The 25,531-nt window shown below is 40.4% G+C and carries 13 protein-coding genes; 4 read left to right on the forward strand and 9 right to left on the reverse strand.

Annotation, left to right across the window (positions count from 1 at the left end; all coding sequences use genetic code 11):
• Position 1: 1 nt before the first annotated feature.
• From CLV57_RS15480 to CLV57_RS15490, 3 genes are read right to left on the reverse strand one after another with little or no spacing between them, the layout of a single operon-like run.
• The gene (locus CLV57_RS15480) at positions 2-430 is read right to left on the reverse strand and encodes a hypothetical protein (RefSeq protein WP_100342289.1); all 429 of its coding nucleotides are present in this window, start codon (positions 428-430) and stop codon (positions 2-4) included.
• On the reverse strand, positions 427-1,521 hold the full coding sequence (locus tag CLV57_RS15485; protein ID WP_100342290.1) for a DUF928 domain-containing protein: 1,095 nt from the start codon (positions 1,519-1,521) through the stop codon (positions 427-429). Before CLV57_RS15485 ends, CLV57_RS15480 begins: the two co-directional genes overlap by 4 nt.
• Complete coding sequence (locus CLV57_RS15490) at positions 1,521-4,376, reverse strand: hypothetical protein (protein ID WP_157799182.1); 2,856 nt, start codon at positions 4,374-4,376, stop codon at positions 1,521-1,523. The genes CLV57_RS15485 and CLV57_RS15490 overlap by 1 nt, the downstream gene beginning before the upstream one ends.
• Positions 4,377-4,654: 278 nt before the next feature.
• Between CLV57_RS15490 and CLV57_RS15495 the strand changes: the two genes are divergently transcribed.
• Both CLV57_RS15495 and CLV57_RS15500 read left to right on the forward strand, forming a co-directional pair.
• A complete protein-coding gene (locus CLV57_RS15495) occupies positions 4,655-8,167 on the forward strand; it encodes a PKD domain-containing protein (protein ID WP_100342292.1) in 3,513 nt (1,170 codons plus the stop codon).
• 333 nt (positions 8,168-8,500) lie between these two features.
• The gene (locus tag CLV57_RS15500; protein ID WP_100342293.1) at positions 8,501-11,779 is read left to right on the forward strand and encodes a TonB-dependent receptor; all 3,279 of its coding nucleotides are present in this window, start codon (positions 8,501-8,503) and stop codon (positions 11,777-11,779) included.
• 73 nt (positions 11,780-11,852) lie between these two features.
• Here CLV57_RS15500 and CLV57_RS15505 read toward each other — a convergent pair whose 3' ends face one another.
• Positions 11,853-12,164 carry a hypothetical protein gene (locus CLV57_RS15505; protein ID WP_100342294.1) on the reverse strand — a complete coding sequence of 104 codons (312 nt, stop codon included), beginning with the start codon at positions 12,162-12,164 and terminating at the stop codon, positions 11,853-11,855.
• 186 nt (positions 12,165-12,350) lie between these two features.
• On the opposite strand from CLV57_RS15505, the gene CLV57_RS15510 reads away from it, so the two are divergent.
• A complete protein-coding gene (locus tag CLV57_RS15510; protein WP_100342295.1) occupies positions 12,351-13,022 on the forward strand; it encodes a response regulator transcription factor in 672 nt (223 codons plus the stop codon).
• A 3-nt stretch (positions 13,023-13,025) separates the two neighbouring features.
• Positions 13,026-14,393 (forward strand): sensor histidine kinase, encoded by a 1,368-nt coding sequence (locus CLV57_RS15515; RefSeq protein WP_100342296.1) that lies wholly within the window; start codon positions 13,026-13,028, stop codon positions 14,391-14,393.
• A gap of 97 nt (positions 14,394-14,490) precedes the next feature.
• Here the strand turns inward: CLV57_RS15515 and CLV57_RS15520 are convergent, their stop codons facing one another.
• From CLV57_RS15520 to CLV57_RS15540, 5 genes are all read right to left on the reverse strand, one after another.
• Positions 14,491-15,297, reverse strand: coding sequence for a 3-keto-disaccharide hydrolase (locus CLV57_RS15520; protein ID WP_100342297.1), 807 nt, complete (start codon positions 15,295-15,297; stop codon positions 14,491-14,493).
• Between the two features lie 18 nt (positions 15,298-15,315).
• The gene (locus CLV57_RS15525) at positions 15,316-17,391 is read right to left on the reverse strand and encodes a plastocyanin/azurin family copper-binding protein (protein ID WP_100342298.1); all 2,076 of its coding nucleotides are present in this window, start codon (positions 17,389-17,391) and stop codon (positions 15,316-15,318) included.
• Positions 17,392-17,409: 18 nt separating this feature from the next.
• Complete coding sequence (locus CLV57_RS15530) at positions 17,410-18,822, reverse strand: family 16 glycoside hydrolase (RefSeq protein WP_100342299.1); 1,413 nt, start codon at positions 18,820-18,822, stop codon at positions 17,410-17,412.
• Between the two features lie 84 nt (positions 18,823-18,906).
• Positions 18,907-21,309, reverse strand: a complete 2,403-nt coding sequence (locus CLV57_RS15535; RefSeq protein WP_100342300.1) for a glycoside hydrolase family 31 protein — start codon at positions 21,307-21,309, stop codon at positions 18,907-18,909.
• A gap of 135 nt (positions 21,310-21,444) precedes the next feature.
• The gene (locus tag CLV57_RS15540) at positions 21,445-25,398 is read right to left on the reverse strand and encodes an ATP-binding protein (RefSeq protein ID WP_100342301.1); all 3,954 of its coding nucleotides are present in this window, start codon (positions 25,396-25,398) and stop codon (positions 21,445-21,447) included.
• Between the last annotated feature and the right edge of the window lie 133 nt (positions 25,399-25,531).

Here is a 25,531-nt window from a genome sequence, read left to right on the forward strand (position 1 = left end):
ATTAATTTTTTAAATTCACTTTGAAGTTGTACGTCTCTTTGTTTAAATATTTATCCTTGTACACCAGTGTAGAGGCGTCATTAATTGCACTATCTGCGGGGAAGCTTAGCATAAACTCATAGTTACCGCTTTGCCCGTTAGCTATTGGCTGTACCAGATTAGGCGTTACTTTTATCTTCTCAGTTTGTATATAAAAGCAACTATCCATCTTATACCACAGATTATTTTTTTGCTCGGGGCTTAATTTCTCGGTTAAACTTCTCTCAGGCAAAATTTTAACCTGATAACTAATTTCCGTATCGTCCGCTCCACTATTCATGTTCTTTACCTGTACAACCAACTTACTGCCTTTAACTTCCTCAAAACCATTTTTTTTAGCCCCACATCCCATTAAAACGAACCAGCATATAATGACGGATAACCATTTCATTTACTATCCTCCTCCTTATACAAAAACCTTAAACTTTTAACGTTACCAGTCGGCATTGTAACTGTGAGTATATAAAATTCACCATCAGTGAAACTTGAATTACCAGCCAAGTCAATATCTATTTGATTATTGCCTTTTACCAGTTTTATTTTAGCCAGGTGGCCAATTTTTTTGTTTGGATTATTTATAGATGTTATTGTATAAACCATATTTTGTACACCATAAGAATTTACAAGCGCAAACCGCAAATACCCACTTGCGATGTAGAAATTCCCTTTACTCAAATCTTCTATATCACGATAACCGGAGGCAACTACCTGCTTTTTGACGCTATCTGCACAGTTAATACTAAATTGGCTTACTTCTGATCTGTTCAATACGGTTAGATCTTTGTAAGCAGTAACCTGCCATGAGTACTTTTTATTTAGTTCAAGATCGCGCGCGATAGACGGGAACACTAACATGGGTGATGTAATATTGCGCTGATTTATAATAGGTTGGTTATAATTGATAGCCTCGGTTGCACTTTGCCCTTGTTTGATCTCCGTTAAAACTAATTGATACCGTGTTCCGGATAACGCGGGTACAAGAGGTTGCCAGGTAAAAACAGGGCGTTTATTACATAGGTCGTCACCATCATAAGGATCAATTAGGTTTAATTCGGCAAATGGAGCCAAAGTATAAGAGAAGCACTCCTCGTCAGGTAAAATATCTGAATTTCTGATGGTCAGACTGTAACAATATTCGTACTCACCAGCTGGAAATGTGTTATTCATGCTAAGCAGCCTTCCACCTTTACTTTGCGAAAACTGAATGGCCGACTGCCTGACTGCAAGAGCCGGTACGGGGTTGGTTCCGCTTTGTAAAGTAAATTCGGGAGTTTTAATTACGCATATGGTGCCACTTGCACGCTCGGTAACTGTTATAGTTAAACTGGCCGTAACCGCCTGGCGGCCGTTAATTAATTGGCAATTAAACAGGCCATTAACGTTTCGCCCATAAATTTCGGGAATAAAATTTATGCGTATCTGAGCAAAAACCGGCGATGCGATAGCAAGCAATAATATAATTATATACCCTTTTTTTAACATTACTTTTTGTTTAAATGATAGCGTAATATTACTTCAGCTCTGCAGGAGGCGTATAGATCTGCATATTGAGGTGTTATCAAATTTTTTCTGATATCTAAATATGTATCAATATCAAAGTTACCAGAGGTGTATAACTGCATTGTTTGTTTAATGCCAATTTGTCTGGCTATATTATCGTTTTCCAGATAAGTAATGCCTGATGAAACATTGAGCTTTCTAAATAAGGTATATTGATATATCACATCAGTATTTAATAAATTTCCTATCATTTTATTTGGTGATAGTTCTTTATTATATAAAAGAGATGCGGTAAGTGTATTATTATGAAGTATTAAACTTTGGGTATAATTGAAAAGTAAAGTCTTATTAGCTGTAGTAGCCATTTTGTCGGTCGGATTCGAAAATATTTGTGATCCTATACTGAAATGGCTTACTGTATAATTTCTTCCTATTTTATAAGTCAGATTACCATCAACCTGCATTTTGTTTAATGTATACACCGGCGTTGAAGTGTTGTCTATATTTTTACTTGTCCCATTGTTAACATAGCGTAAATTCAGATTAAACTTTTTATTGACGACAAAACGAGTATCCAACTGTACCTGTAACGACTTCCATTTATCATCGGCGCTATAGCTTATCGGCATAGTTTTCAAATCAGTTTTCAGGTTTAAAATCAATTTATTTTTGTACAAAGATTTTTTAACATTTCCGCCCATTCTAAATCTACCGCCACTCAGTCCGATGTTTGCCGGATTTTGATAACCCATACCTGAATAGTTGACATAAAAATTATCTGATAATCCTATTTCCTTCAAGTCAAGGTGATGGTTAAAACCAAAAGCCAATGCTTCAAATAAATTTCCATTCGTATTTAATGTATTTCCTGATTTTCTGTCGAGTATGGTTTCTGTTGTTAAAGTGTTAACAGTTGGATACTGCGTAGTAGATTTAGAAAAATCTACAGTAAATTTTCCGGCTTTTTGAAGGTTTATGTCTTTAGATAATGTAAAAGCTATTGTATTTGATGATACTGCGGGAGTAGTATACAAGGTAGTACTGGTGGTATTAGTGCTTGCGCCACTCACCATCAATATTTTAACGTTATCTGCCTTATTTCGTTTAAACTCAGCGCTTATATATGTTAGATTTTGCGAAGCACCATAAATAGAACTTTGAAAATCAGCATCTTTAAATGAGCCTATGTCATTAACTCTTCCATAACCTATTGTAACCGGAATATTTCCGGTTTTTACGGTGAGGTTAGCACCATTTATGAACATATCTCGAGGTTGACTCTCGGTTAGCTTATTACTAAAAGAACCTATTTGCAAAGCCTCAACTCTTGAAAAAATATTTTGAACCGGATTGCCAGGCTTTTTCGCTAACAAGCGCTGGGCTATTTCGGAGTTACCCAGACTGTTTCCATTTAATTTTAAAAGATTTTGCGTTTGTAATAGACTCTTAACATCGAAACCATTTGCATGAAGTTGCTTCTTAATTTCTGATAGGCTTGTTACCAAACTATCAATATGCTTAACAACCGCAATTGAATCTTTCAGGGCATTGTGTGCTGAAGTTTCCGATAGTATATCTTGTCCTTTTTTATTTAAATCGTCATCAACATTTTTAATTTGTGGTACTTTATACAAATCAGTTGTTGTTACACCTGTTTTCTGTCGTTCTACTATATTTTCTGCCAACTGTTCTATCGCTGCACTATTATTGGCATTTTGTTTAACTATCTCATTATTAACATAGCTTTTTACGTCAGCGTTTAAACCGCAAAGTTTGAGCAATACGTCTGACACATCAGTTGAGGGTACTAATTTTGCAACCAGATTTTCGTTTGTAACCAACTGAGATAGCTTATATGCAACATCATCTTTTGACATATTATCCAAACTATTGATGTATTTGTCTTCAGAAAGCTTCTGTTTCAGCGCACTTATATTGCTCAGCTTATGTAAGGCATTTTGTTTTGCAAGCGTATTTTCAACGGTTTCCTTTTTCAATGCCATTATCTGCTCAGGTGTTTGCATTTTAGATTGTACAGCAGAATCTTGCATGGCTTTTGTTAAAAGCTTTTTTCTAACTGCGTTCTCATCCATATTAAGAAGCTCAGCCATATTGTTGCTATCTCCTAAATATTCAGACAAGTTGGTAGTGATACCCGCAGGCAGAACACCTTTACCGGTAGTGAGCTGGTCTAAAAGTTTTTGGCTTGTATATCCAGACAGATCTAACCCACCAAACACTCTTGACGATAGCTGGTAATATTGGTTAAACTCACTGCGATAAAGGTTTGAAAATTGCTTAGGATCAAAATTGAATTTGAACAGGTTATTAATTAGCGATGATGGGCCTCGGTTTAAATTTTGATTAGTTGAAAAATTTAGATTTAATGGTATTCCCCAAGCATTTAAGTTCCCAATTACTGTAATTACACTAACAAATTTTTGGTTTGAATTATTGCCGGGTAGTATTCCTGGCATTATTTGTAACGGCTGATATCTGTTACTGCTTTCAATTGTTAAGTTAAAAGAGGGTGTGTTATTTTTGAGCGAGCCCAGATTCTGGGCAAAAACATCTTTAAACTTATTTGCATTTTTTGAGGCCAAAGCTTTGACCTGTGCTGGCTTCTTAATCAGAACGCTTTTAACATTAGTATCCTGAGTAATTTTTGAAACATTAATATTTTTAAGAGCTATCTCAGACACAACACTGTCAGCATTGCTTCTCAATTTGCTTTGGGCAGAAGATGTTCTAATTTGAACCACCATGATTACGGCGACACAAAGCAAAGTAATGACCAGCTTAGTTATATAGCAAGTGAATGGGTATAAATGTCCCATAGCAAATTAATTGGCAGAGTTAAAAGGAAGCAGTAAAGCGTAAAGATTTGGAAATTATAAGCTGTAATAGCAAACTGCTAATGGAGAAGTTTTTTTTAAAACTGCTGTCAAACTATGTAATAAGTAAAGGCTTGGTGAAAGGGTCATTTTTGATAAGTTTAGTTGGGCTAAAATAACCATTCAGTTCAATATAATACACTTTTTTTTAATATTATTTTATGCCAGCGCCCCCTTTTTCTGAGGGGAGGTAACGTTGAAGTTATTTATATTTGTTTGCAATGACCTTAAAACCTGTCCTTCTTCAATTCGCATTGATTTTAATAGCATTAAGCAGCTCTTTTGGACAAGTTGTATCAAATCAGGGAAAAGAATTTTGGACCGCATTTCCTTCGCACATTCCTGACGCACCTGATGGCAACCCATCACTGGCCAACATGAGCATATTTGTCACTTCAGACAAATCATCATCAGGTAAAATAAGTGTGGGAAATTTTTCTGCTAACTTCTCAGTTGTCGCTAATACAGTTACCGAGATAAAAATTCCGCGATCTATTGCTTATATTGATACATCTGAAAGCGGGATACCTCTTTCTAACAAAGGTGTACATATTTTAGTTGATCCGGGTCAACCAAAAGTTGTGGTGTATTCACACATTTTTGCCGGAAGGCGGTCTGCAGCAAGTTTACTTTTACCGGTTGAATCATTAGGTAAATCTTACTTCAGCATGAATTACATGCAAGACGAAACCAACGATGGCAAAAACTTTATAATAGTAATAGCATCAAACAACAATACATCGGTAAGACTAAAAAGAGGGAATACTGATCTGGTACCGGGAGGCATAACATTGAGTAAAGCAGGAGATGTTTACGAATACCTGTCAAAAGAAGATCTGTCTGGTGTTTCAATTACATCTTCTACCCCTGAATGCAGCAACTTTGCTGTTTTCACAGGTAGTTCGGGCACGCGTATAAATCCAAGTGATTGTACAACAGCCGCTACTATTGACCCTTTATTTCAACAAGCTTATCCTGTTCAAAGCTGGGGCCTTAATTATGCCTTTGTTCCATTCAGCATGAAAAGCTTATCCGAACCTAACCCGGTCAGAACGCGTGGTCAATTTGCGCGTATATTGGCAAAAGACGATGGCACAACTGTACAAATAGATGGGCTGGTTGTAGCAACGCTGAATGCAGGTCAATTTTTCACAACTCCGGCTCCTCTCAATAAGCCCGCCTTCATAACCGCTTCAAAACCTGTTTGCGTTGCACAATATGCTTTAAGCCAGGCATGTTCCGGAAATACAAATAGTTTTGGAGACCCTGACATGGTTCTGCTTAATCCTATTGAATATAGTTTAAAAAACATAACAGTATACTCATCCTCCTCTGAGGATATTAAAGAGCAATACGTAAATGTGGTAATAAAAAATGAGGGTATAAACACTTTCAAAATAAACGGAACTGTTTCACCCTCACCCTTTTCCCCCATGCCAACCTTACCAGGGTATTCATACTTGCAACTTAATTTAAATAGTTATAACACTAACAATTTTCACATTACCTCGTCAGAAGCCTTCAATGCTATTGCCTATGGTTTTGGCCCTGTAGAATCATATGCTTATTCTGCCGGAACCAACCTTTTCGCCAGTTACACAATCAATGCTATAAAGCAGGCAACTAATCAAATAATTGATTCGGCATGCGTGCAGGATGACTACTTTTTCAAACTAACCTTACCATTTAAACCTACTGCCATTACGTGGCAGCTTGACAACATTGAAGCTCCTATAGTTCAAACCAACCCTACCGGAAACTCAGGCTCAAAAAATGGCATTTTTTTTTATGAATTTACCTTTCCTAAAACTCCAGCCTATGATAACTTTGGTAAACACGACATAAAAATTCACGCTGATTATGCTGCGAGCGAGTGTGCTTTGGCCGGACAACTGGAAATAAATAACACTTTTACAGTTATCACTCCTCCAATGGCAGACTTTGATATAACCACTGAAGATTGTGATAACACGTATAAGTTCAAGATAAAAAATGCTACTGGAGTAAACGGAGAGTTGTGTTCATGGGATTTTGGTGACGGAAGCATAATTTGGGGGGTACCATTAAACTCAACACCGAGCCATACTTACTTACTTGCAGGAGATTATACAGTTCAGTTAATATTATCAAACAGTTGCTCAACATCTTTAAAAAAAACAATACATATTAATCAATCTGAACAACCCGCGTTTGATATTTCGAACAGAACATGCGTAGAAAAACCGGTTACGTTTACTGATAAAAGCAATTTTACCAATTTTAAACCTGTTTTATGGGAATGGCAGTTTGGAGACAATCAGACTATACAAGCAACCAGCAATTTGCCCGTTTACCACGCTTTTACATTACCTGGGGAATACCCAGTAAAATTAATTTTAAAAAATGCTTTGGGCTGCATTTTAGAGGTTACAAATACTGTTAAAATTTATACTACCCCCCTGCCCGATTTCAACATACCCCAAACTTGTAGCGGAGGGCAGGCATCAGTTATTAATTTAACTACCGAAGAGCCATCAATTCAATACTTGTGGGATTTTGGCGACATTAACTCAACTATGGTTAATGCCAATACATCTACGCTCAGGCAACCAACTCATATTTACAGCACTGCCGGAATTTATACTGTAACACTTACCGTTCAATCTGCTAACGGGTGCAAGCAAACAGTGGCAAAAAACGTTCAAATAACACAAATGAATATAACCCCTGAATTTGATGTTCAAGGCAATTCATGTGACGGAGATGTTGTTACCTTTAAGAACTTATCAGTAACTAACAGCCAAACCATTAAAACTATTGAATGGTATTTTGATTACGATGGGCGGCCTAATGATAAAGAAACATTTAACAACCCAATAAATGGTGATATATACACACACTTGTATCCCCCATTGCCGAACAATTTAAAGCAGTTAACATACAAGGTTAAACTAAGAATATATGTGGAAGGGGGATGCTTTAACGAGGTTACTAAAAACATACTTATTACCAAAGCACCTTCCCTGTATTTTGATACCTTGCCCCAGGTTTGTACAACAATGCCGGCTTTCCGTTTAACACAAGCCACCGAAACAACCGGAGTGCAGGGAACGGGTACCTATTCGGGGGCTGGAGTAACTGCCAATGGTTTTTTTGATCCCGAAATTGCAGGCGCAGGAGAACATGTTATAAAGTATACCTTTACCACTTCCTCCGGCTGTATAAAAGTTATTACCAAATTTATAACCGTTTTAAAACCCCTTAAAGTAAATTTGCCTCAGGCAATTAATTTAGAAAAAAACCAATCTGTTTTATTAAAGCCAACTATTCAGGGTGATAATCTTACTTATCTCTGGAGTCCCTCTACAGGCTTAAACAATTCTAAAATTTCCAATCCTACTGCTTCACCACAAAATAACACCACATATACGTTAACAGTTTCCAATGGCATTTGTAACGTTTCTGCAACTGTAATTATCAATGTGCTACCACCTATTGAAGCGCCCAATACCTTTACTCCCAACGGAGATGGCATTAATGACATATGGATCATTCGTAATATTGAAAAACACCCCGACGCTGTTGTGGATGTTTTTAACCGATACGGCGCAAATGTTTTTCACTCTAAAAGTTATAATATTCCCTGGGATGGAAGGTTCAATTCGTCATACGTACCTACTGGTGCCTATTATTATATAATATCGTTTAGTGGATCTAAAAAGCAAATTACAGGTTCGCTAACAGTTATACGATAGGGCTGTAATCATTCTACGCAACATGTTCTTAATTGTTAATCTACCTAATCCGAAGTAAGTTATCAGCATGTTAATTTTAATAATATTAACTTAAAATAACATTAAAAATTTTAATATTAACCACTTCTACACTGCATGTCCTCATCTTGCAAATAAAAGGAAGCCTTACCTTGAAATACAGCTCAATTCCAACTCCTAAAAACGCTATCATAGTTAAACGCTAAACGCTACTTGTTGCTTCTAATTTCAGCCTAATATTTTTCGCCATCAAACGTAAATCGATGTTTACGTTAACTTAATGTTAATGATCAATTTTTGGCGAAACATAAAGTCATGAAAAAGATTTACTTAATTTTACTACTCTTAGGCTTATGGAGTACCCGGGGATTGACTCAGGTAACCAGCGCTGTCATTACCGGCAAGGCCACAGATCAAAAGAATAATGCTTTACCCGGCGTTAACATAACCGTTGTTAATACTGGTACCGGCACCCGTTACGCCATACAAACTAACGCCGAGGGCCGTTATACTATTGCCAACGTAACACCTGGTGGGCCTTATACCATTACAGCAACCTATGTTGGCTTTAAAAAACAGGAACAAAGCGATATAACATTGAGTTTGGGTAGCGCTACTTATAACTTTACCCTGCCAGACGAGTCTACCCAATTACAAACGGTAGTGGTTCGTTCGTCATCCGGCAGTACCAAAACAGGTTCAAGTACACGCATCAGTGCTGCGCAACTAAAAAACCTGCCCTCAACCAGCCGCAGCTTGCAAGATTTTACGCGCACTACGCCGCAAAGCAATAACAACTCATTTTTAGGTACTAACTTCCGTTACAATAACGTAACGTTAGATGGAGCCATTAATAATGATGCTATCGGTTTCAGCCCATCGCTTGGCGGGCAAGGTGGCACTTCAGGTCAACCCGGCAGCAGTACGCGTACCAATCCGGTATCTATTGACGCCATTCAGGATATTCAGGTTTATCTGGCCCCGTATGACGTTAAAATAGGCAACTTTTTAGGCGGCAGCATCAACGCTGTTACCCGCAGTGGCACCAATACTGTAACCGGTTCCGTGTATGCATTTGGTCGCAACGCAAGTATAACCGGCCGCAACAAGGCGGGCGACAACTCTAAAATGCCGTCATCTTTCTATGAATACCAAACCGGTTTTCGTTTAGGTTTCCCTATTATAAAGAACAAATTATTTTTCTTTACTAATGAGGAGATCACCCGCCGTCAGGATCCGGTTATACTTGGGGCTGGTTCATCAGACATGCCTATAATTAATTTAAACCAGGCACAACAGATAGCAAATTACGTACAAAGCAATTATGGCGTTAGTGCAGGCAGTTTTGACAACTACAACATTTACTCGCGTTCAAATAAATTCTTTAACCGCTTGGATTGGAACATCAACGACAAAAATCAGCTATCTATCCGCAACAACACCATTACTTCTCAAGCAACCAATCTGGAGCGCGACCAACAGAATTTTCGCTTTGGAAGCATTGACTTTAAGCAGGTTAATAACCAGAATTCAACCGTTGCAGAATTAAAGAGCCGTTTTAACAGCAGCGCTTCAAATAGCTTGATAGTGGGCTATTCAAATGTCCATGACTTCAGAGATCCGCTATCCAATCCAGCATTGCCGCAAGTTGAAATAGCATCAAACGGTGGTACCATATTTTTGGGTACAGACAGGGAAGCCAGTATATTCAATATGAAGCAGAAAACTTTTGAATTTACTGATAACTTCACCCTGGTAAAAAACAACCATACCTTTACTTTTGGTACGCACAATGAGTTTTATAACATTACCTATGGTTTTGTAAATTCATGGAACGGACGTGTGGCCTACAGCAGTATTGATGATTTTCTTAATAACCGCCCTAATCGCGTTCGCACCAATTACAACTACGCTAATAATGGCCGCGATTTTATTCTGGATAACCCTCCGGCGCAATTCAAGGTTAACATGTACAGCTTATACGGTCAGGACGAAATTCAGATTGGTGACAACCTGAAAATTACTCCCGGGATACGCTTTGACCTGGCTGACATGCCAGACAAACAACCGCTAAGCGTAAAAACAACCGATGCGCCCGTTGACCCGCGTTACGGCACAACTTACACTTACACCCAACCCAAAAACATCCGCAACTCATTTCTCGGACAAGTACAGATATCGCCACGTTTAGGCTTTAATTATGACGTAAACGGCGACCAGACGCTAATTGTTAGGGGTGGCACCGGCGTGTTTACCGGCCGTATCCCTTTTGCCTGGTTAGGATATGCTTACTATAACAATGGTTCAACATTTGGCGCATTTGACAAGCGTTACACTTACACCGGTGCAACTCCTGTAACACCGGCAGCCGGATCTGACCCAATACGCGATGCTTTAACTGGCAACGGCGAAGCTGGCTTTGCTCAAAAACAAGGCGTAAACATTAACAATAACACCGGTGCAACTCAGGTAGACCTAATAGATAACAACTTTAAAATGCCACAGGCATGGAGAAGCAGTTTAGCTGTAGACTATAAAACAGATGATCAATGGAAATTTACCGTAGAAGGTATTTATACCAAGGTTATTCACGATCTGCAGTTTAAACATATCAACCTGGTTGATAACCCCATTTATTACCCGTATGATGTAAACCATCAGCAACCCATTTACCGCCCGGTTCCTGCTCCTACAACTGCCAACCCACTTGCAACAACACAGGCTATCAATCCGTTGTATACCAATGCTTACTTGTTAACCAATACAGATCAGGGCTACCGTTATAGCATTACCGGTCAGGTTGGGAAATCTTTCCCGTTCGGTCTTGATGTTAATGTTGCCTATACTTATGGTGTATCTAAAGATATCACCAACGGTATACGCAACTCAATGGAGTCTAACTGGCAGCTTAACCAGGCGCTTAACCCAAACAACCCTGGCCTTGCCTACTCAAATTTTGATATACGCAACCGCATAGTTTCAACCATCAATTACCGTCGCGACTGGAACAGCGGAGGCAAATGGATCAGCAATTTCTCGTTGTTCTTTAACGCAGCATCAGGCACACCATACTCTCTTGGTTTTGTAAATACAACAATTGACGGAACAGCCCAAACTGTAAGTTTGGTATATATTCCGAAAGCGGGAGAAACGCCTAACTTTTTTGCCAACACTACTGATGGACAGGCTCAGGCAGCAGCATTTGATACCTACATAAACGGCAATAAATATTTAAGCAGCCGCAGGGGCCAATTTACGGAGCGTAACGGGGCACGCACACCGTGGAATTATCAGGCCGATTTTCGCTTTTCGCAAGACATAAACATATTGAGCAGTGGCAATCATAAGCACACTATTACCTTCACTTATGATATCATAAACTTAACTAACCTGTTAAATAAAAAATGGGGCGTTCAGTATTTCTCTCCAAATACGTTTAATTCAACATCGAGTGTTGGTTTAAAACTGGCCACCGCAGGTACTGCTACAACCAACCCTATTTATACGTTTGCTCAGAAAGATGTAACCAGTTACTCAAAAGACTTCTTTGCATCGCGCTGGCAAATGCAGTTTGGTTTGCGTTATAGTTTCTAATAATAATTATAATTGTTTAGTCCTGTTGATGTGTATCAAAACACATCAACAGGACTTTTTTATTAGGAGGCTCTTAAAGACTATAGCCAAAACTATCCTGAAAGTTCTTAAATTCTTCCTTGGTCAGATTTCGCTTTAGTTCTTTTAATTTATAGCCAACAAACTTTATTCTCGCTTGCTGATACAGTTCATCATAAGCCGAGATCTGCCACTCTAATTCACGCAAGTACTGTTGATAAACATTAAAGGCTTCTTCCAGATCGGCAATCATTTTACGGGCATTGTCGGCATCATTTGAATGATGTTCATCAAGGGCAAAATATTGTTCCATCTGAACTAAAGAACTAACTATTTTTCTGTGTGCAATCTTGTCAACACGCTTCATCGGAACCTGCTTAATAACGGTAAATAAATTATTTTGAAGTTATAAAACGTAACGTTCGCAAGCATGAAGGTGGTCTTAACCAGGCGTTAGAATTCGATTAGAAATATTTAATGTGAGTTATTTTATTGCCACATTAGAATAATTTAATCTGTTATATTATAAGGTGTTCCAGCTTTATATTTGATTATGAATATCCTTGTGGTAGAAGATGAAGTAAAAGTGGCAGCCTTTATTGCCAAAGGTTTGGAAGAACAGCTGCATCACGTTACAGTTGCTTACGATGGCAATATGGGCTGTAAGCTGGGCCTTGAAAACGACCACGACCTTATTATATTGGATATTGCCCTGCCGTATGTAAATGGTGTGGATGTTTGTAAAACAATAAGACAGGTAAAAAAAGATGTACCCATCCTCATGCTGTCTGCTTTAGATTCGTTAAGAAATAAAGTGGATGGGCTTGAGGCTGGAGCTGATGACTACCTCACCAAACCGTTTCATTTTGAAGAACTGTTAGCCCGGATAAAAGCCATAACACGCCGCAGGGAAATGATCTTACCCGGTACAATTTATAAAGTTGACGACCTTGAAATGGATTGCTTCCGCAAAACAGTTTCAAGGAACGGAAAAATAATTTTATTGTCTGCCAAAGAATTTACGCTGCTTGAAGTACTGATGGCCAATAAAGAGCGCGTTTTATCAAGAGTACATATTGCTGAAAAAGTTTGGGGGATATCATTTAACCGTGGCACCAACTTAATTGATGTATACATTAACTATTTACGCGCCAAAATAGATAAAGGTCAGCCTAAGCAACTCATTCATACAGTAATCGGTATGGGGTACATTATTAAGGACTAACAAATGGCCATAAAGGTAAGAGACAGGCTGGTGCTCCAATTCACCTTAATGTTCGGCATCCTTTTGTCGGTTGTATTTATCTTCATTTACGTTTTTTTGAACAGGTCTCGTGCCGCTTATTTTTTTTACCAGCTTGACGAGCGCGCAGTAAATGTGGCCGAATTTTATCTGGCCCAGGATAATGTTTCACCTCAAAAATTTAAGGAAGTTCAAAAAAAGTTTCCGAGGTCGCTCACCAATGAAACCTTTCGCATTTATGACCAGCAATTAAAACCGGTACTGGTTTCTGAAGACTCCATACGGTGGTCCAGAAAGTTTTTATCAGAAGTTGATAAAAAAGGCACTGTTCATTTTTATATGGGTAATAAACAGGTGGCCGGCATGCGTTACGCGGACAATTCGGGTAAGTTCATATTTGTGGTTTCGGCGCTTGATAAAAAGGGGCTCGACTCAATGGAAAGGCTAAAGGAAATATTATTCCTGGCTTTTTTTGCTTCGCTAATCATAACTTTTTTTATGGGGCGTTTTTTTGCCAGGATATCCCTAAGTCCCATTATTTCCATACGTAATGATCTGCTCACCATAAAAGCTAACGATCTGCACAGGAGATTACCTATCAGTAAGATACCGAAAGATGAAATTGATGAATTGTGTTTATCCATCAACCAGTTGTTGGAGCATCTGCAACAATCCTTTGAAAACCAGCAAACTTTTGTAGCCAACTCATCGCACGAATTACGCACGCCCCTTACCTCTATACTCGGTCAGGCTGAAACTACGTTGGTAAAAGAACGAACTCCTGAAGAATACCAAGCGGCGCTGCGCGAGATCATTGAAAGTGTTGTTAAGCTAAAAGATATTATTACCAGTTTGATGGAACTTGTTCAAAGCAACATGGATATTGGCGGCTTTGAAAAAATAAGAATGGACGAACTGATATGGGAAATTGCTGATGAATTTATGTTAAAGTACGGAGAAGATAAATTGGTTGTACGTTATGAACTGCACGATGCCGATACCGGCGTTATTTACGGCAACAGACGGTTACTCTTCATAAGCATAAATAATCTGCTGGAAAATGCCTTAAAATTTTCGGACGGCAAGGCGCCGGACCTTTTGGTAACCGATGATTCTGACAGGGTGATCTTAACAATAGCTGACGAGGGAATTGGTATTGAAACAGATGAGATAGATAAAATATTCCAACCCTTTTATCGCTCCAAAAAAGCAAGTAAATTTCCGGGCAGTGGTATTGGGCTATCGTTATCGCAAAACATATTTAAACTACATAACGCGTTGGTAGCTGTTCAATCGGAGGTTAACAGGGGCACTGTTTTTACCATTGCTTTTAACAAATTGCGGGTGAACTGATCAGCTATTTAATCGCGATCACCCCTTTTTCGCGCTCTATAAAAAAACGCCGCCCTTGGAACGGAGCGGCGTTGTTATTCGTTTGAAAGACAACTCACTACAATTCGCGCAGCCAGATGTTCCGGTAGCTGATCGGTTCGCTTTTATCGCCGTGGGCCTGCAGCTTAATTGGCGATGGGCCGTGCGATATATATTCGTGTTTGCCTATATAGTTGGTCTCTCCCTCTACTTCAAAATTGTTTTGAACCAGTACTCCATTTAAAAATGCAGTAACGCGGGCTTTGGTTTTGACAGATCCGTCGGCGTTGAAAGTTGGTGCGGTCCATACAATATCATATACGTTCCACTCCCCTGCTTTACGTGACGGGTTAGCTAGCGGCACTACTTCTTTGTAGATACTGCCTACCATACCATTTACATACGTTTTGTTCTCATTATTGTATCCATCAAGTACCTGTATCTCGTACCCACCCGCCTTGCCTTTGGTGGCAGCCAGGAAAATACCGCTGTTACCACGTGATTGACCCGTACCGGTAATATTCTCAGGTATACGGTACTCAATATGCAATTGATAATTAGTGAACGTACGTTTAGTTTCAATGTCACCCGATGGTTTATTTACCGTAAATGCGCCATCTGCCACTGTCCATTTCGCTTCGGTTTTACCTCGGGATGATACCCACTCATTAAGATTCTTTCCGTCAAACAACACAATTGCGTCAGAAGGTGGCGTATCAAATGCTTTACCGGTTTGCACCACTTTTGGAAGTGCAGCCTGCGGTGGATATACTTCCGTTTCTTCCGGTTTGTTGGTAAGCGGTTTACTTGGGTCAACTATCATTTGCGCATTGGCTTTAACTGCAAAAGCCATTAACGCTATTGTACATATAAAAGATGTTCTCATAATTTACTATAGGTTATATTATTTTTCAACCTTCATTACACCCCGCATCACCATATAATGGCCCGGGTAGCTGCATAAATATTCATACTCGCCAGGTTTATCGGGAGCAATAAAATAAATTGATTCTGATTTATTGGGCTGCAGTAAAACGGTATGATAAAGCACTTTTGACGAGTTTGGAACATAATTCATACGCTCGCCATTGATACCTAACTTTATAGCTAACTGTCCAACTTCCGTTGCAGAGCCCGGCTCGGTTACCACTACGTTGTGCAGCATATCATCATTATTGTTGAAGGTAAGCTTTATTTTGCTTCCGGCCTTTACAGTTATGGCTTCTATATCAAATTTCAAACCCGGCCGCGTTGTTAAAACGATGGTGCGGTCAGGCCCTTTTGTCCAGCTTGCGGGCTGCACGGTTAAACGTTTAACAGTAGCGGTTGCAGGTTTGCCGGCACTTGCTGTAACCGGTTTTTTATTTGCGGCAACAGCGGCATTAGCCATCATGGCTTCATGATCATGCTTTGCCACAACAGTTACCCTGTTAGCATCCGTTATGGTCAATTTTTCACCATCGGGAATACGATTGAGTGTATAATAGCCATAGTTGTGCATCAGCGACAAGTTATCGGTTGAGCGGATGCCTTCTGCCTTAATTTCGTGTACATAACCTTCTTTCAGGCTATCCAGCACTAATCTTACCTTCATTTTATCCGGTGAAACCTGAATAGCTTTTATCACTCTTGCGCTTTGCATAATTGGCGGACTGCCATATATGTGGTGATACTTGTAGTTAAAACTGCTGATGTTATATGATGCAGCATCTTTTGCTGCGCTTTCATTAACCGGCATGGTAAACTCCAGTTCAAAACCATCAGGTTTAGCTTTAATGGTTTTAACTTCAAAAGGTGTTACCCCGGTCCACTCAAGGCGTTGTAAACCATACGATTGCTTACCGGTTGAACCCCAGCCACGAGAGGTCATACCTGCAAATATAGAGCCGTCTGATCCCCAGTTCAATCTTAATATACCTGATGAAAAACCTTCGCGAAAAGGAAATACAACGCCTTGGTAAACGCCTTTTACTTTCTCTAACGACACACGGTTGATTTTGCTTTGCCCTTGATCGCCAACAAACATTTGGCCCTCAAACGGCCCCATCTTACCTTTGGCATCATAATTAAGTATACCCGAGGTTGATATTCCTAAAATGGTATGCGGTAGCCAAACTGCCGGTGTTTTTAACGCGGGAATTCGCTTAGCTACTTCATACTTCGGTTCGCCGGTATCCGGAATATCTTCAATTTTAAGTTTAAGGGGTGATCCCGGTTCACCCGACCAGCGCAGGCTGCGGGGGTTACCCAAAAAGTCACCTTCGGCCACGTGAGCAATATTACCCGAGCCAACCCAGTCGCCCTGGTTCTCTGAATAGAAAATATCACCGTCATTATTTAACGCGAATGCTGCCGGAGATCTAAAGCCGGCTGCAAATGGTTTCATGTTGAAATCCTTATCAAATTTCAGCATCCATCCATGCCATTTAGACAAGCTCTCACCAAAGTTGATCCAACCCAGGTTTAAGGTTACTACCATGTTGCCGTCTTTATCCAACATTGGTCCGTAAGCATACTCATGATAGTTGCCTGCCAAAGGCCATGAGTACATAGTTTTGTACTCATCTGCCTCTCCGTCTCCATCCAGGTCACGCAGGCGCGTTAACTCCGAGCGTTGTACTACGTAAACATCTCCGTTGATATAGTTAAGGCCAAGCACCTCATGCATGCCCTGTGCAAAAAGCTTATAAACCGGCAGATTTCCGTTTTTCATGTACGGATTGTTGATGATCCATACTTCACCCCTGCGGGTAGAAACTGCCAGGGCATCATTTGGCAAAAAGGCCATACCACCAACTTCCAATAATATATCCTGCGGAATTGGCACATCGCGCAGGCGGTAAACCTCGTCTTCGCGTTGGATACGACTCGTATCAGTCAAACAAATATTATTTGCATGCGAAGTTTTAGCCATCCCCATTAACAATACTGCAATGGCAGGGTAAGCAAGCTTCTTAAAAATATTACTATTGTTTATCATTGTCTTTCAGGCTGTGGGTTACCAAATAATAGAATAGTTTACAGGTTTATCCGAGGTAACAGGAACCAGAAGTTCCGATCCGCTTTTACTGTAACGTACAAATGGTTTAAATTTTTCATCTGTTTGCACATAGTAACCTTTATCTCCAATAACAAAAAGTCCGTTACCTGCAGGGGTGATAGCCGTTCCCCGGGCTATTCTCAGATATAGATTTGCGGGCGCCTTGGTTACAGTAATTTGCCTGGCAATGCTTTTATCGGCATTACCCACAGCTAACTTATCAGCAACATGGTAACCGGCAACCTCATACTCAAAAGTTGGATTGCGTTGCTTATCAAGTGTGTAGCCCTGGTTTTTCAAATCATCAAACGCTAATGAATCCGGCCAAATGGTTGCTTCCTTATCCACTAACACGGCCAGCGCAGGTGCTTCTGATAATGCCACTACAGCACCACGTGGCTTAGCCAGTTGTGGTTCTCCACGCTGCTCCCACATTTCGGTAACGTCCATGAACGGGCCATGCCATACCTGGAACAAGGCGCCCTGCTTAACGTCATAAGAGTAATTTACTTGCTGCGGGCTACCCAATGATACCACATGCGTGCGTTTTTTTCCATTGAAATTTACAAAGCTGCGCAGCAGGTAGTTTTTCCCTGAAGGATCAAGCAAAATTGGATTAGGCACCCTGCGCATTCTGCGGGGCGGCGTAGTTGTGGCAGTAATAACAGGAGCCAGTTTATTGATCTTTAAATTTTTAATTGCCGCAACACCGTTGGCAGCAACAAATACCACCGGCCCGGAGCCTGTTTCTGTATCTTTAACACTACCTGCAGATGGCCCTTGCACTTCGGCATTTTCCTGAACCAATACGCCATTGATGTAAACCTCTTCAAACAAACCATTGCCGGTTTTAGCACCGCCAGAAAGCTTTGGCGAGCGGAATTTGATCAACGCATGCTGCCATAAACCAGGCGCTTTTGCTACGTTTATAAGTGGCGGTAAACCTGTAAAAGCTCCACCTCCCTGCTTAAGCGGACCAACGCCGCCCATATCTGCTGTAACACTGCTGGTTGAACCCCAGCTATCAGACAAATTTACGCGATAAAGCCCTTGCAGCAATACGCCTAAAGTGGCTTTACTGCTTACTAAAAAATCAAATTCCACCTCCGTATCATCATAACTGTTCTTAGTGGTAAGAGCTGTCTCTGTTCCCTCTCCTTTGAAAACAATTACACCGGTGCCGGCTGTAATTTTAGGCTTGGCTGATGCTGCAATATTTAACGAAACATCAGCGGCTTCTTCCCAGCCTTTTGAAGATGCACCGGTTGCGAAATCACTTAAAGTTAGCGAGCCAGTTGATTGCGCAAAGGCGCAACGCACCGAAACACTTCCTGCTAACACGAGTGCTAATAATAAAGAATTGAACTTCATGAAAAGTTATAAATAATTGGTTTTGTATTATTACAAAGTGAACATAAAGTAGCCCCGTTGAAAACAACAGGGCTGCCTGTTCACCTAAAGTTTTATTGATACTTTTTTCCCGCTATAGCTTACGCTTTTTAACTTACCGGCATCAGTAACTATACCGGCAGGGGCAACGGTTAAGTTGAACGTGCGGTTAGTTAACATGCCTTTAAATGCGCCTTTTCTGTCGGCTATTGTCAAGGTGCCTTTTTTATCGTCCCAATGGAATACTATCTCACTGTATTGGCCTTTTTCGTAATTGTAGTTGTCGTTCTCGTCTTCATACAAAGTAAAATCTGCATCAGCACCCGGGTATACCCTGATCTCCATGTTATCCCAATTCTTTTCTGATGAGTACTGCACTTTAGGGCCGATAGGCATAATTGATCCGCCTTTTACGTACAGCGGTATAATATCAAGCGGCGTTTCGCGTGATACTTTTTTACCACCGGCAACTTTTTGTCCCGACCAGAAATCATACCACACGCGACCTGCAGGCAAATAGGTTTCCTGAGATTTCACAGCGCCAAAATCCTCTGCCTTATCACGTCCTGCCACCTTTGTATACATAGACGATGTAACAGGATTTACCAAAAGTGATTTGCCAAACATGTATTCGCCCGGGATATCCCATACATTTTTGTCGGCAGAGAAATCCATAAACAAAGCACGCATCATGCTTGACTGGTGCGCGGTAACGTCCCATGATGTAGAGTAGATGTAGGGTAATAATCTGTAACGCAGATTGATATATTTCTCAGCGGCATCATAAACCTTATCGCCTTTTTTACCAAACTGGTAGATCTCTCTTGGAGCATCAGCGCCATGCGAGCGCATTAATGGTGTAAATGTGCCAAATTCCATCCAGCGGGCATACAGTTCACGGTATTCAGGATCTTCCAGTTTACGCGGATACTTTGACAGGAAGAAGCCTCCAATGTCTGCATTCCAGTAAGGTATAGCACTCAATGAAAAGTTGAGTCCGGTTGGTATTTGTTTTTGTAAGGTTTCCCATGATGACGTAATATCGCCCGACCATGTATTAGCGCCATAACGCTGCTGACCGGCAAATGCCGAACGCGTTAAAATAAACACACGCTTATCGGATGTAACTTTACGCTGATGATCATAAACACCGCCTACACCCATTAATGGGTAAGCGTTACGCACTTTACGAAATGAACCTAAATGTGTTTTCAGGTCAAGGTCTGTTGGTTTAAAGCTCAGGTGATCCGGCTCGGTTGAATCCATCCACCAGCCATCAATACCGAACTTAAATAAGCCTTTATTGAGATAATCCCAATAGATCTCCCTTGCCTCAGGGTTGTAAACGTCATAGGGGCGTACACCTGAAGGATAATCCATTTTTGGTGGCCATAACTCTGACCCCGACTCCGGCCAGGTGTTAAAGTCAAGCAACATGTTTTTAGGTTTCATATCGCGATACGGCTTGGTTTGCGGGCCAAACGAAGACCAGATAGAGATCATTAAATGGCCATTCATTTTGTGTATATCGCTCATCATTTTCTGCGGATTGGAGAAGTCTACATTCAAAAACTCCATTGAGTTCCACAGGTAGTTGTTACCCCAATATTGCCAGTCTTGAACAATACCGTCTATCGGCACACCTAATTCGCGGTATTTTTTCAGTACGCCAACCGTTTCATCCTGCGTTTTATAACGCTCTTTACTTTGCCAAAAGCCATACGTCCACAAAGGGAACATAGGTGCTTGTCCGGTAAGGTCACGCATTTGCGCAATTACACCATCAGCATTGCTGCCATACATAAAATAGTAATCTATCCCTTCGCCAACATCTGAGCTTAGCAGGGTTTCTTCTGGCTTGTCGCTAAAGGTAGTGGGCGAATAGTTGTCCCAAAAAATACCATAACCTTTAACAGATTGAAAAAAAGGCACCACATCTTCTGTGTTCCCCTGCATCATATTTTTGTAGGTTTGATTACGCTGCGACAGGTTACCGCGCTGGTGCTGGCCCAAACCATAAATGGCTTCGTCTTTATCTAAAATAAATGATTGAGATACAGTCAGGGTCTTATTACCTGCATCATCAAATGGTTTGAAAGAAGCACCGTCGGCCTTCTCCCTTAGCAGTGGCATACCATTTTTGTCAAGGTAAGCTATAGCTCCCGATTTTAGGTTAAGTGTTATTTTGATCTGGCTGCTTGACAAATTGATCTGATCGCCGTTCTTAGCTGTTTTTAAAGCTGTGGCAACCGGCTTTTTAATTACCGAAAGGTTTTCTGTTACAAATGCATGCCCCACGGGTGTTTTGATCACCCTTACAATATTGGGGCTGTAAAACTGTATTTCAAACGCCTGGTTGTTAGCAACCCCTTTGGCGCCTGACGCGGTAAACTGGTAAGACTGCGCAAAGCTAATGGCAGGGTAAACAGCAATAAATAAAACTGCCGCTTTAAAAAATAATTTAGTCATTTTCAGTAAAGGTGGAATAATCGGTTTGTAACACAAAACTACTCTTAAAACCAATCAAAAAGCTTATTAATTTGTTGAAAAAGTTAGCACATTTGTTGATTTATAAATATGCACAATTTTATAAATACCTGGCAATCAACCTTTGTATTGTGATGGACTAACGCCGTATTCGTCTTTAAAGCACTTACTGAAGTATGCCGCCGTGCTAAAGCCTACCTTTTGCGCGATCTCCTGCTGACTGAATCGTTTCTCCGTTAATAACAATGCAGCCTTCTTCAATTTTATTGATCGTATAAACTCTGTTGGAGCCTGTCCGGTAATCGCCATCAGCTTTCTGTATAATCCGGTTCTGTCCATGTTCATATCGCTGCTAAGTTGTTCTACCGAGTAGGACGAACTTTGGATATTCTTCTCTATAAGTCTTATCACTTTCTCAAGCATCTCCTGATCGACTGATGTTGTAGTGATCTTATCAGGTTCTACAATAATGGCGCTTTTAAAGGCTTTTTTACGTTGCTCCTGTTGCTCTAACAGCTTGCTTACCCTTAACAATAAAATGTCAAGGTTGAAAGGCTTGGTTATATAGGCGTCGGCACCGGAAGCATACGCGTTTAATTGTACCTCATCCGTATAGCGTGCCGTTAGTAGCACAACCGAAATGTGAGAAACGCGCACATCTGCCTTGATCTTACTGCAAAGTTCAATGCCATCCATTTCGGGCATAGTTATATCCGTAATTACCAGATCGGGTAAAAAGTGGTATATGCGTGCTAAACCGGCCGCACCATTAGCCGCAGTCTCCACCTGATAGTAGGCACTCAACTGCGTTGCCATGAAGTCGCGGAAAACATCGTTATCTTCTACAATCAGCACTTTATGTTTTTTGTCGCCCGAAGGTACTTGTAAATCAGTTATAGCAGGTTTAAGGTCCATCGGGATATGAATGATAAAATCTGTTCCTTTATGATCTTCGCTTGAAACTGAAATGCGCCCATGGTGCAGGTCAACATAGTCTTTCACCAAATTCAACCCAATACCGCTACCCTTAACGCCATCAATTTGGTTATTAGCCTGAAAATATCTTTCAAACACTTTAGGTAGGTCTGCCTGTGGAATGCCTATGCCGTTATCGGCCACCCGCATTACAAGGTTACTTTCCTCGTCGCGGTAAATCTTTAAAGCAATTTTACCTCCGGGCTGTGTAAACTTTAACGCGTTTGATAAAAGGTTGCTAAGCACTTTGGTTATTTTATCAACGTCGAGATATAGAAACATTTCAGTTTCTTTTATCTCCTTTTCAAATTTTATTCCCTTGTTTTCACATGCCTGAGCAAAAGGCGTTACAATGGGTTCAACTGCATCCCAGGCATTGACAAAGCTTAAATTGAGCGTTTCGCCATGAAAATCATCCGCTTTGAAATCAACCAGGTTATTAACCGTATTGAGCATGTTGGCCGCATTTTGCCGGATAATTTCTAACTGGCTTTTTACACTTAGGTCATCTACTTTTTTGAGTACAGTTTCAAGCGGCGTTAAAATGAGTGTGAGTGGTGTACGAAGCTCATGTCCCATATTGCTGAAAAAATTCATTTTCATTACATCCATTTTTTGCTTTTGCCTGCGGATAATGGCCAGTTTACTTTGCTTTAAGTAAAAGGTAAGCGAACTGTAAATAAGAATGGTACCAATCAAAATGTAAATGGCAATGGCATAAGGTGTTTTCCAAAAAGGGGCTTTAACTGTGATGTTGAGCCGTGTAACAGGCCCGGTCCAGTCACCGCTGTTGTCTGTGGCTTTTACATAAAAGGTATAATCACCAGGCGCAACATCTGTGTACGTTATGCGGCCTATTCCATCAGTGGTTGAAACTTCGTGCCAATCTGCATCCAAATCATCCAATTTATAACGGTAATAGGTTTGCGTTGGGTTAACATAGTTAAGCCCGGTAAAGCTGATGGTAAAAAAGTTTTGATTATGCTTTAAGGTAATACTTTTTGTTGAACTTATACTGCGGGTTAAAATACGGTTGCCGCTGTATGACACATTTTCTTTTACATCCTGACCAAATATTCTGAAACCGGTAAAAAGCGGGTGCAATTGCCTCTGCCTTATAGAAAATCTGTCCAGATCAATCTCATTGAAACCATTTATGCCGCCAACAAAAAGGCGGTTATCTTTACTCAAATAAATAGACCGGTGAACAAACTCGTCCTTAATTATGCCATCGTAACTATTGAAGTTGGCGAATGAAAAATGCGGTTGATTTTTTTCAATAGAAATTTTAAGCCTTGAAACACCTCCCGATGTAGATATCCATAAAGAATGCCCGGCATCTTCAACTATGCCCTTTATGCTGTTGTTGATCAAACCATCATTGTCTGTTAATTCAGTTAGTTTTTTACGTTTATCGTCCCAAACGTATAAACCGTCTTGCGTGCCAAACCAAAGCCAGCCCCTGCTGTCAACAAAAAGCGCTTTGTAGTTATGGTTACGGTGTTTGAACATTGGAGGAACTTTATCGCCCTCTCTTTCCGGAATATAAACACTTCTCTTCTTTATGTTGTAAGAGAATATGCCATTGTTGTTCATTCCTATCAGCAGCCCTTTCCAATAAACCATTTGGTTCACTTTGCTTATGCTTTTTTCTTTTGCTGCGTACCGCACATATTTTCCGGTTAGGGGATTAAATGCTCCAAAACCATCATGCTCGGTTTGCAGATACATGCGGCGTTGTGGATCAAAAACAACATTTGATATATTTCCAAGGGGGTAATGCCTAAGTGGTCCGTTTCCCATTTTTTGCAAGCCGTTATTAGTGCAAAGCCAAATATCTGCGCCAATACCTTTTACCATAGCATTGCAGTTTACATGGCCCGTTGCAGGTAACAACTGCAATTTGTCTTTACCACGCATGTAATCAAACAATCCGTTATGGGTACCAACCAACATATCTCCGTTGGCTTTTTCAGCAAAACAACTAACAGTCAGGTCGGCTGTGGTATTATCCGGGAAGAATGAGCGACCAAAGTTTCTGAACTTGAACCTGTCCGGATGATAATAAAGCAGCCCCTTATTCAATGTACCTATCCAAAGCCCGTCCTGGTCATCAAAATAAAGTGTGCTGACCTCGGTATTGAATGAAGATCCATCAACCAATTGTAGTTGTGCTATCTGTTGCTTTTCAAAATTCTTTTTTCGGTCAAAAAACCAAAGCCCCTGCGTACAACTTACCAGCAAATCACCGGTTTTGCTAACCGAAAGGTAATTGAGCGCGTAATCTTTTTCCAATAGTTTTTCCCATATCCCGGTTTCATTATTGTAATGAAGCAGAACGCCCCCTCCCGGACCCGTACGCAATTGGTACAGGTCTCGGCCATGCTGAACCGGAAATAATGTGCCGCTATACTTTTGCTGATCTGCCAGACTCAATGTGTTACCCTTTGAAATGATCTGGCGGGTTTTGATATTATAACAAAGAAATGCGCCCGAACGATAAAAAAGGTAGATCTGGTTACCTGATACAGCTATATCATACAACATGTCTTTGCGGCCATTCACCTTAGAAATATTTGAAAAAAATGCACACACCTTTCCGGAAACCTTATCACGGAACAGCAATTTATCTGTGTTGGTAAGGAGCCACAGGTTATGGCTATCATCCATAAAAAAGTCGGCTAACGCTTCATGTACACCCATTTCGGCAAGTACGCTGTCTGCCTTGTTCTCAAAGTGCTCTGAAATCAAGTTGATCAGCATTAACTTGCCTTGATTTTTCAGCCAAACACGCTCTTTGTTCTCCACGTATGTTCGCAAGTAGCCCAAATATCCCTTAAGCAGATAAGGGTACTGCTCGTTAATATGGATATACTGGAAGGTTGTGCCATTGTAAATATTGATGATGCCGTTGGTAACCATCATCATCCGACCATCAGGCAATTGGGTAATGTTCCTTACTTCGTTGTTGGCTAAACCATTTGTTGCATTGATCTGGCTAAAAGCATAACGCACCTGCGCAAAAGTTTCACCCCTACCTTGCAACAAGAGCAGTGCAAAGAAGTATTTAAAGATGAATTTTATAACCGTCCTCATATAGTCATTCCTCACTTCAGTATGGTAGATAACGTTTGTGAGCTAAAACAGGTAATTGGTTCTTGTAAGAAATGGCAAATTATATTTTTCATCGGATATCTCAATCAATTTTTGGGCATGATCTATTTAAACT

This window comes from Mucilaginibacter auburnensis (assembly GCF_002797815.1).
GTDB classification, from domain to species: Bacteria; Bacteroidota; Bacteroidia; order Sphingobacteriales; family Sphingobacteriaceae; genus Mucilaginibacter; species Mucilaginibacter auburnensis.

What these genes read in the sequence shown, in the direction of transcription:
- CLV57_RS15480 (WP_100342289.1), bottom strand. Translation starts at nt 430, where the DNA reads ATGAAATGGTTATCCGTCATTATATGCTGGTTCGTTTTAATGGGATGT.
- CLV57_RS15485 (WP_100342290.1), bottom strand. Translation starts at nt 1,521, where the DNA reads ATGTTAAAAAAAGGGTATATAATTATATTATTGCTTGCTATCGCATCG.
- CLV57_RS15490 (WP_157799182.1), bottom strand. Translation starts at nt 4,376, where the DNA reads ATGGGACATTTATACCCATTCACTTGCTATATAACTAAGCTGGTCATT.
- CLV57_RS15495 (WP_100342292.1), top strand. Translation starts at nt 4,655, where the DNA reads ATGACCTTAAAACCTGTCCTTCTTCAATTCGCATTGATTTTAATAGCA.
- CLV57_RS15500 (WP_100342293.1), top strand. Translation starts at nt 8,501, where the DNA reads ATGAAAAAGATTTACTTAATTTTACTACTCTTAGGCTTATGGAGTACC.
- CLV57_RS15505 (WP_100342294.1), bottom strand. Translation starts at nt 12,164, where the DNA reads ATGAAGCGTGTTGACAAGATTGCACACAGAAAAATAGTTAGTTCTTTA.
- CLV57_RS15510 (WP_100342295.1), top strand. Translation starts at nt 12,351, where the DNA reads ATGAATATCCTTGTGGTAGAAGATGAAGTAAAAGTGGCAGCCTTTATT.
- CLV57_RS15515 (WP_100342296.1), top strand. Translation starts at nt 13,026, where the DNA reads ATGGCCATAAAGGTAAGAGACAGGCTGGTGCTCCAATTCACCTTAATG.
- CLV57_RS15520 (WP_100342297.1), bottom strand. Translation starts at nt 15,297, where the DNA reads ATGAGAACATCTTTTATATGTACAATAGCGTTAATGGCTTTTGCAGTT.
- CLV57_RS15525 (WP_100342298.1), bottom strand. Translation starts at nt 17,391, where the DNA reads ATGATAAACAATAGTAATATTTTTAAGAAGCTTGCTTACCCTGCCATT.
- CLV57_RS15530 (WP_100342299.1), bottom strand. Translation starts at nt 18,822, where the DNA reads ATGAAGTTCAATTCTTTATTATTAGCACTCGTGTTAGCAGGAAGTGTT.
- CLV57_RS15535 (WP_100342300.1), bottom strand. Translation starts at nt 21,309, where the DNA reads ATGACTAAATTATTTTTTAAAGCGGCAGTTTTATTTATTGCTGTTTAC.
- CLV57_RS15540 (WP_100342301.1), bottom strand. Translation starts at nt 25,398, where the DNA reads ATGAGGACGGTTATAAAATTCATCTTTAAATACTTCTTTGCACTGCTC.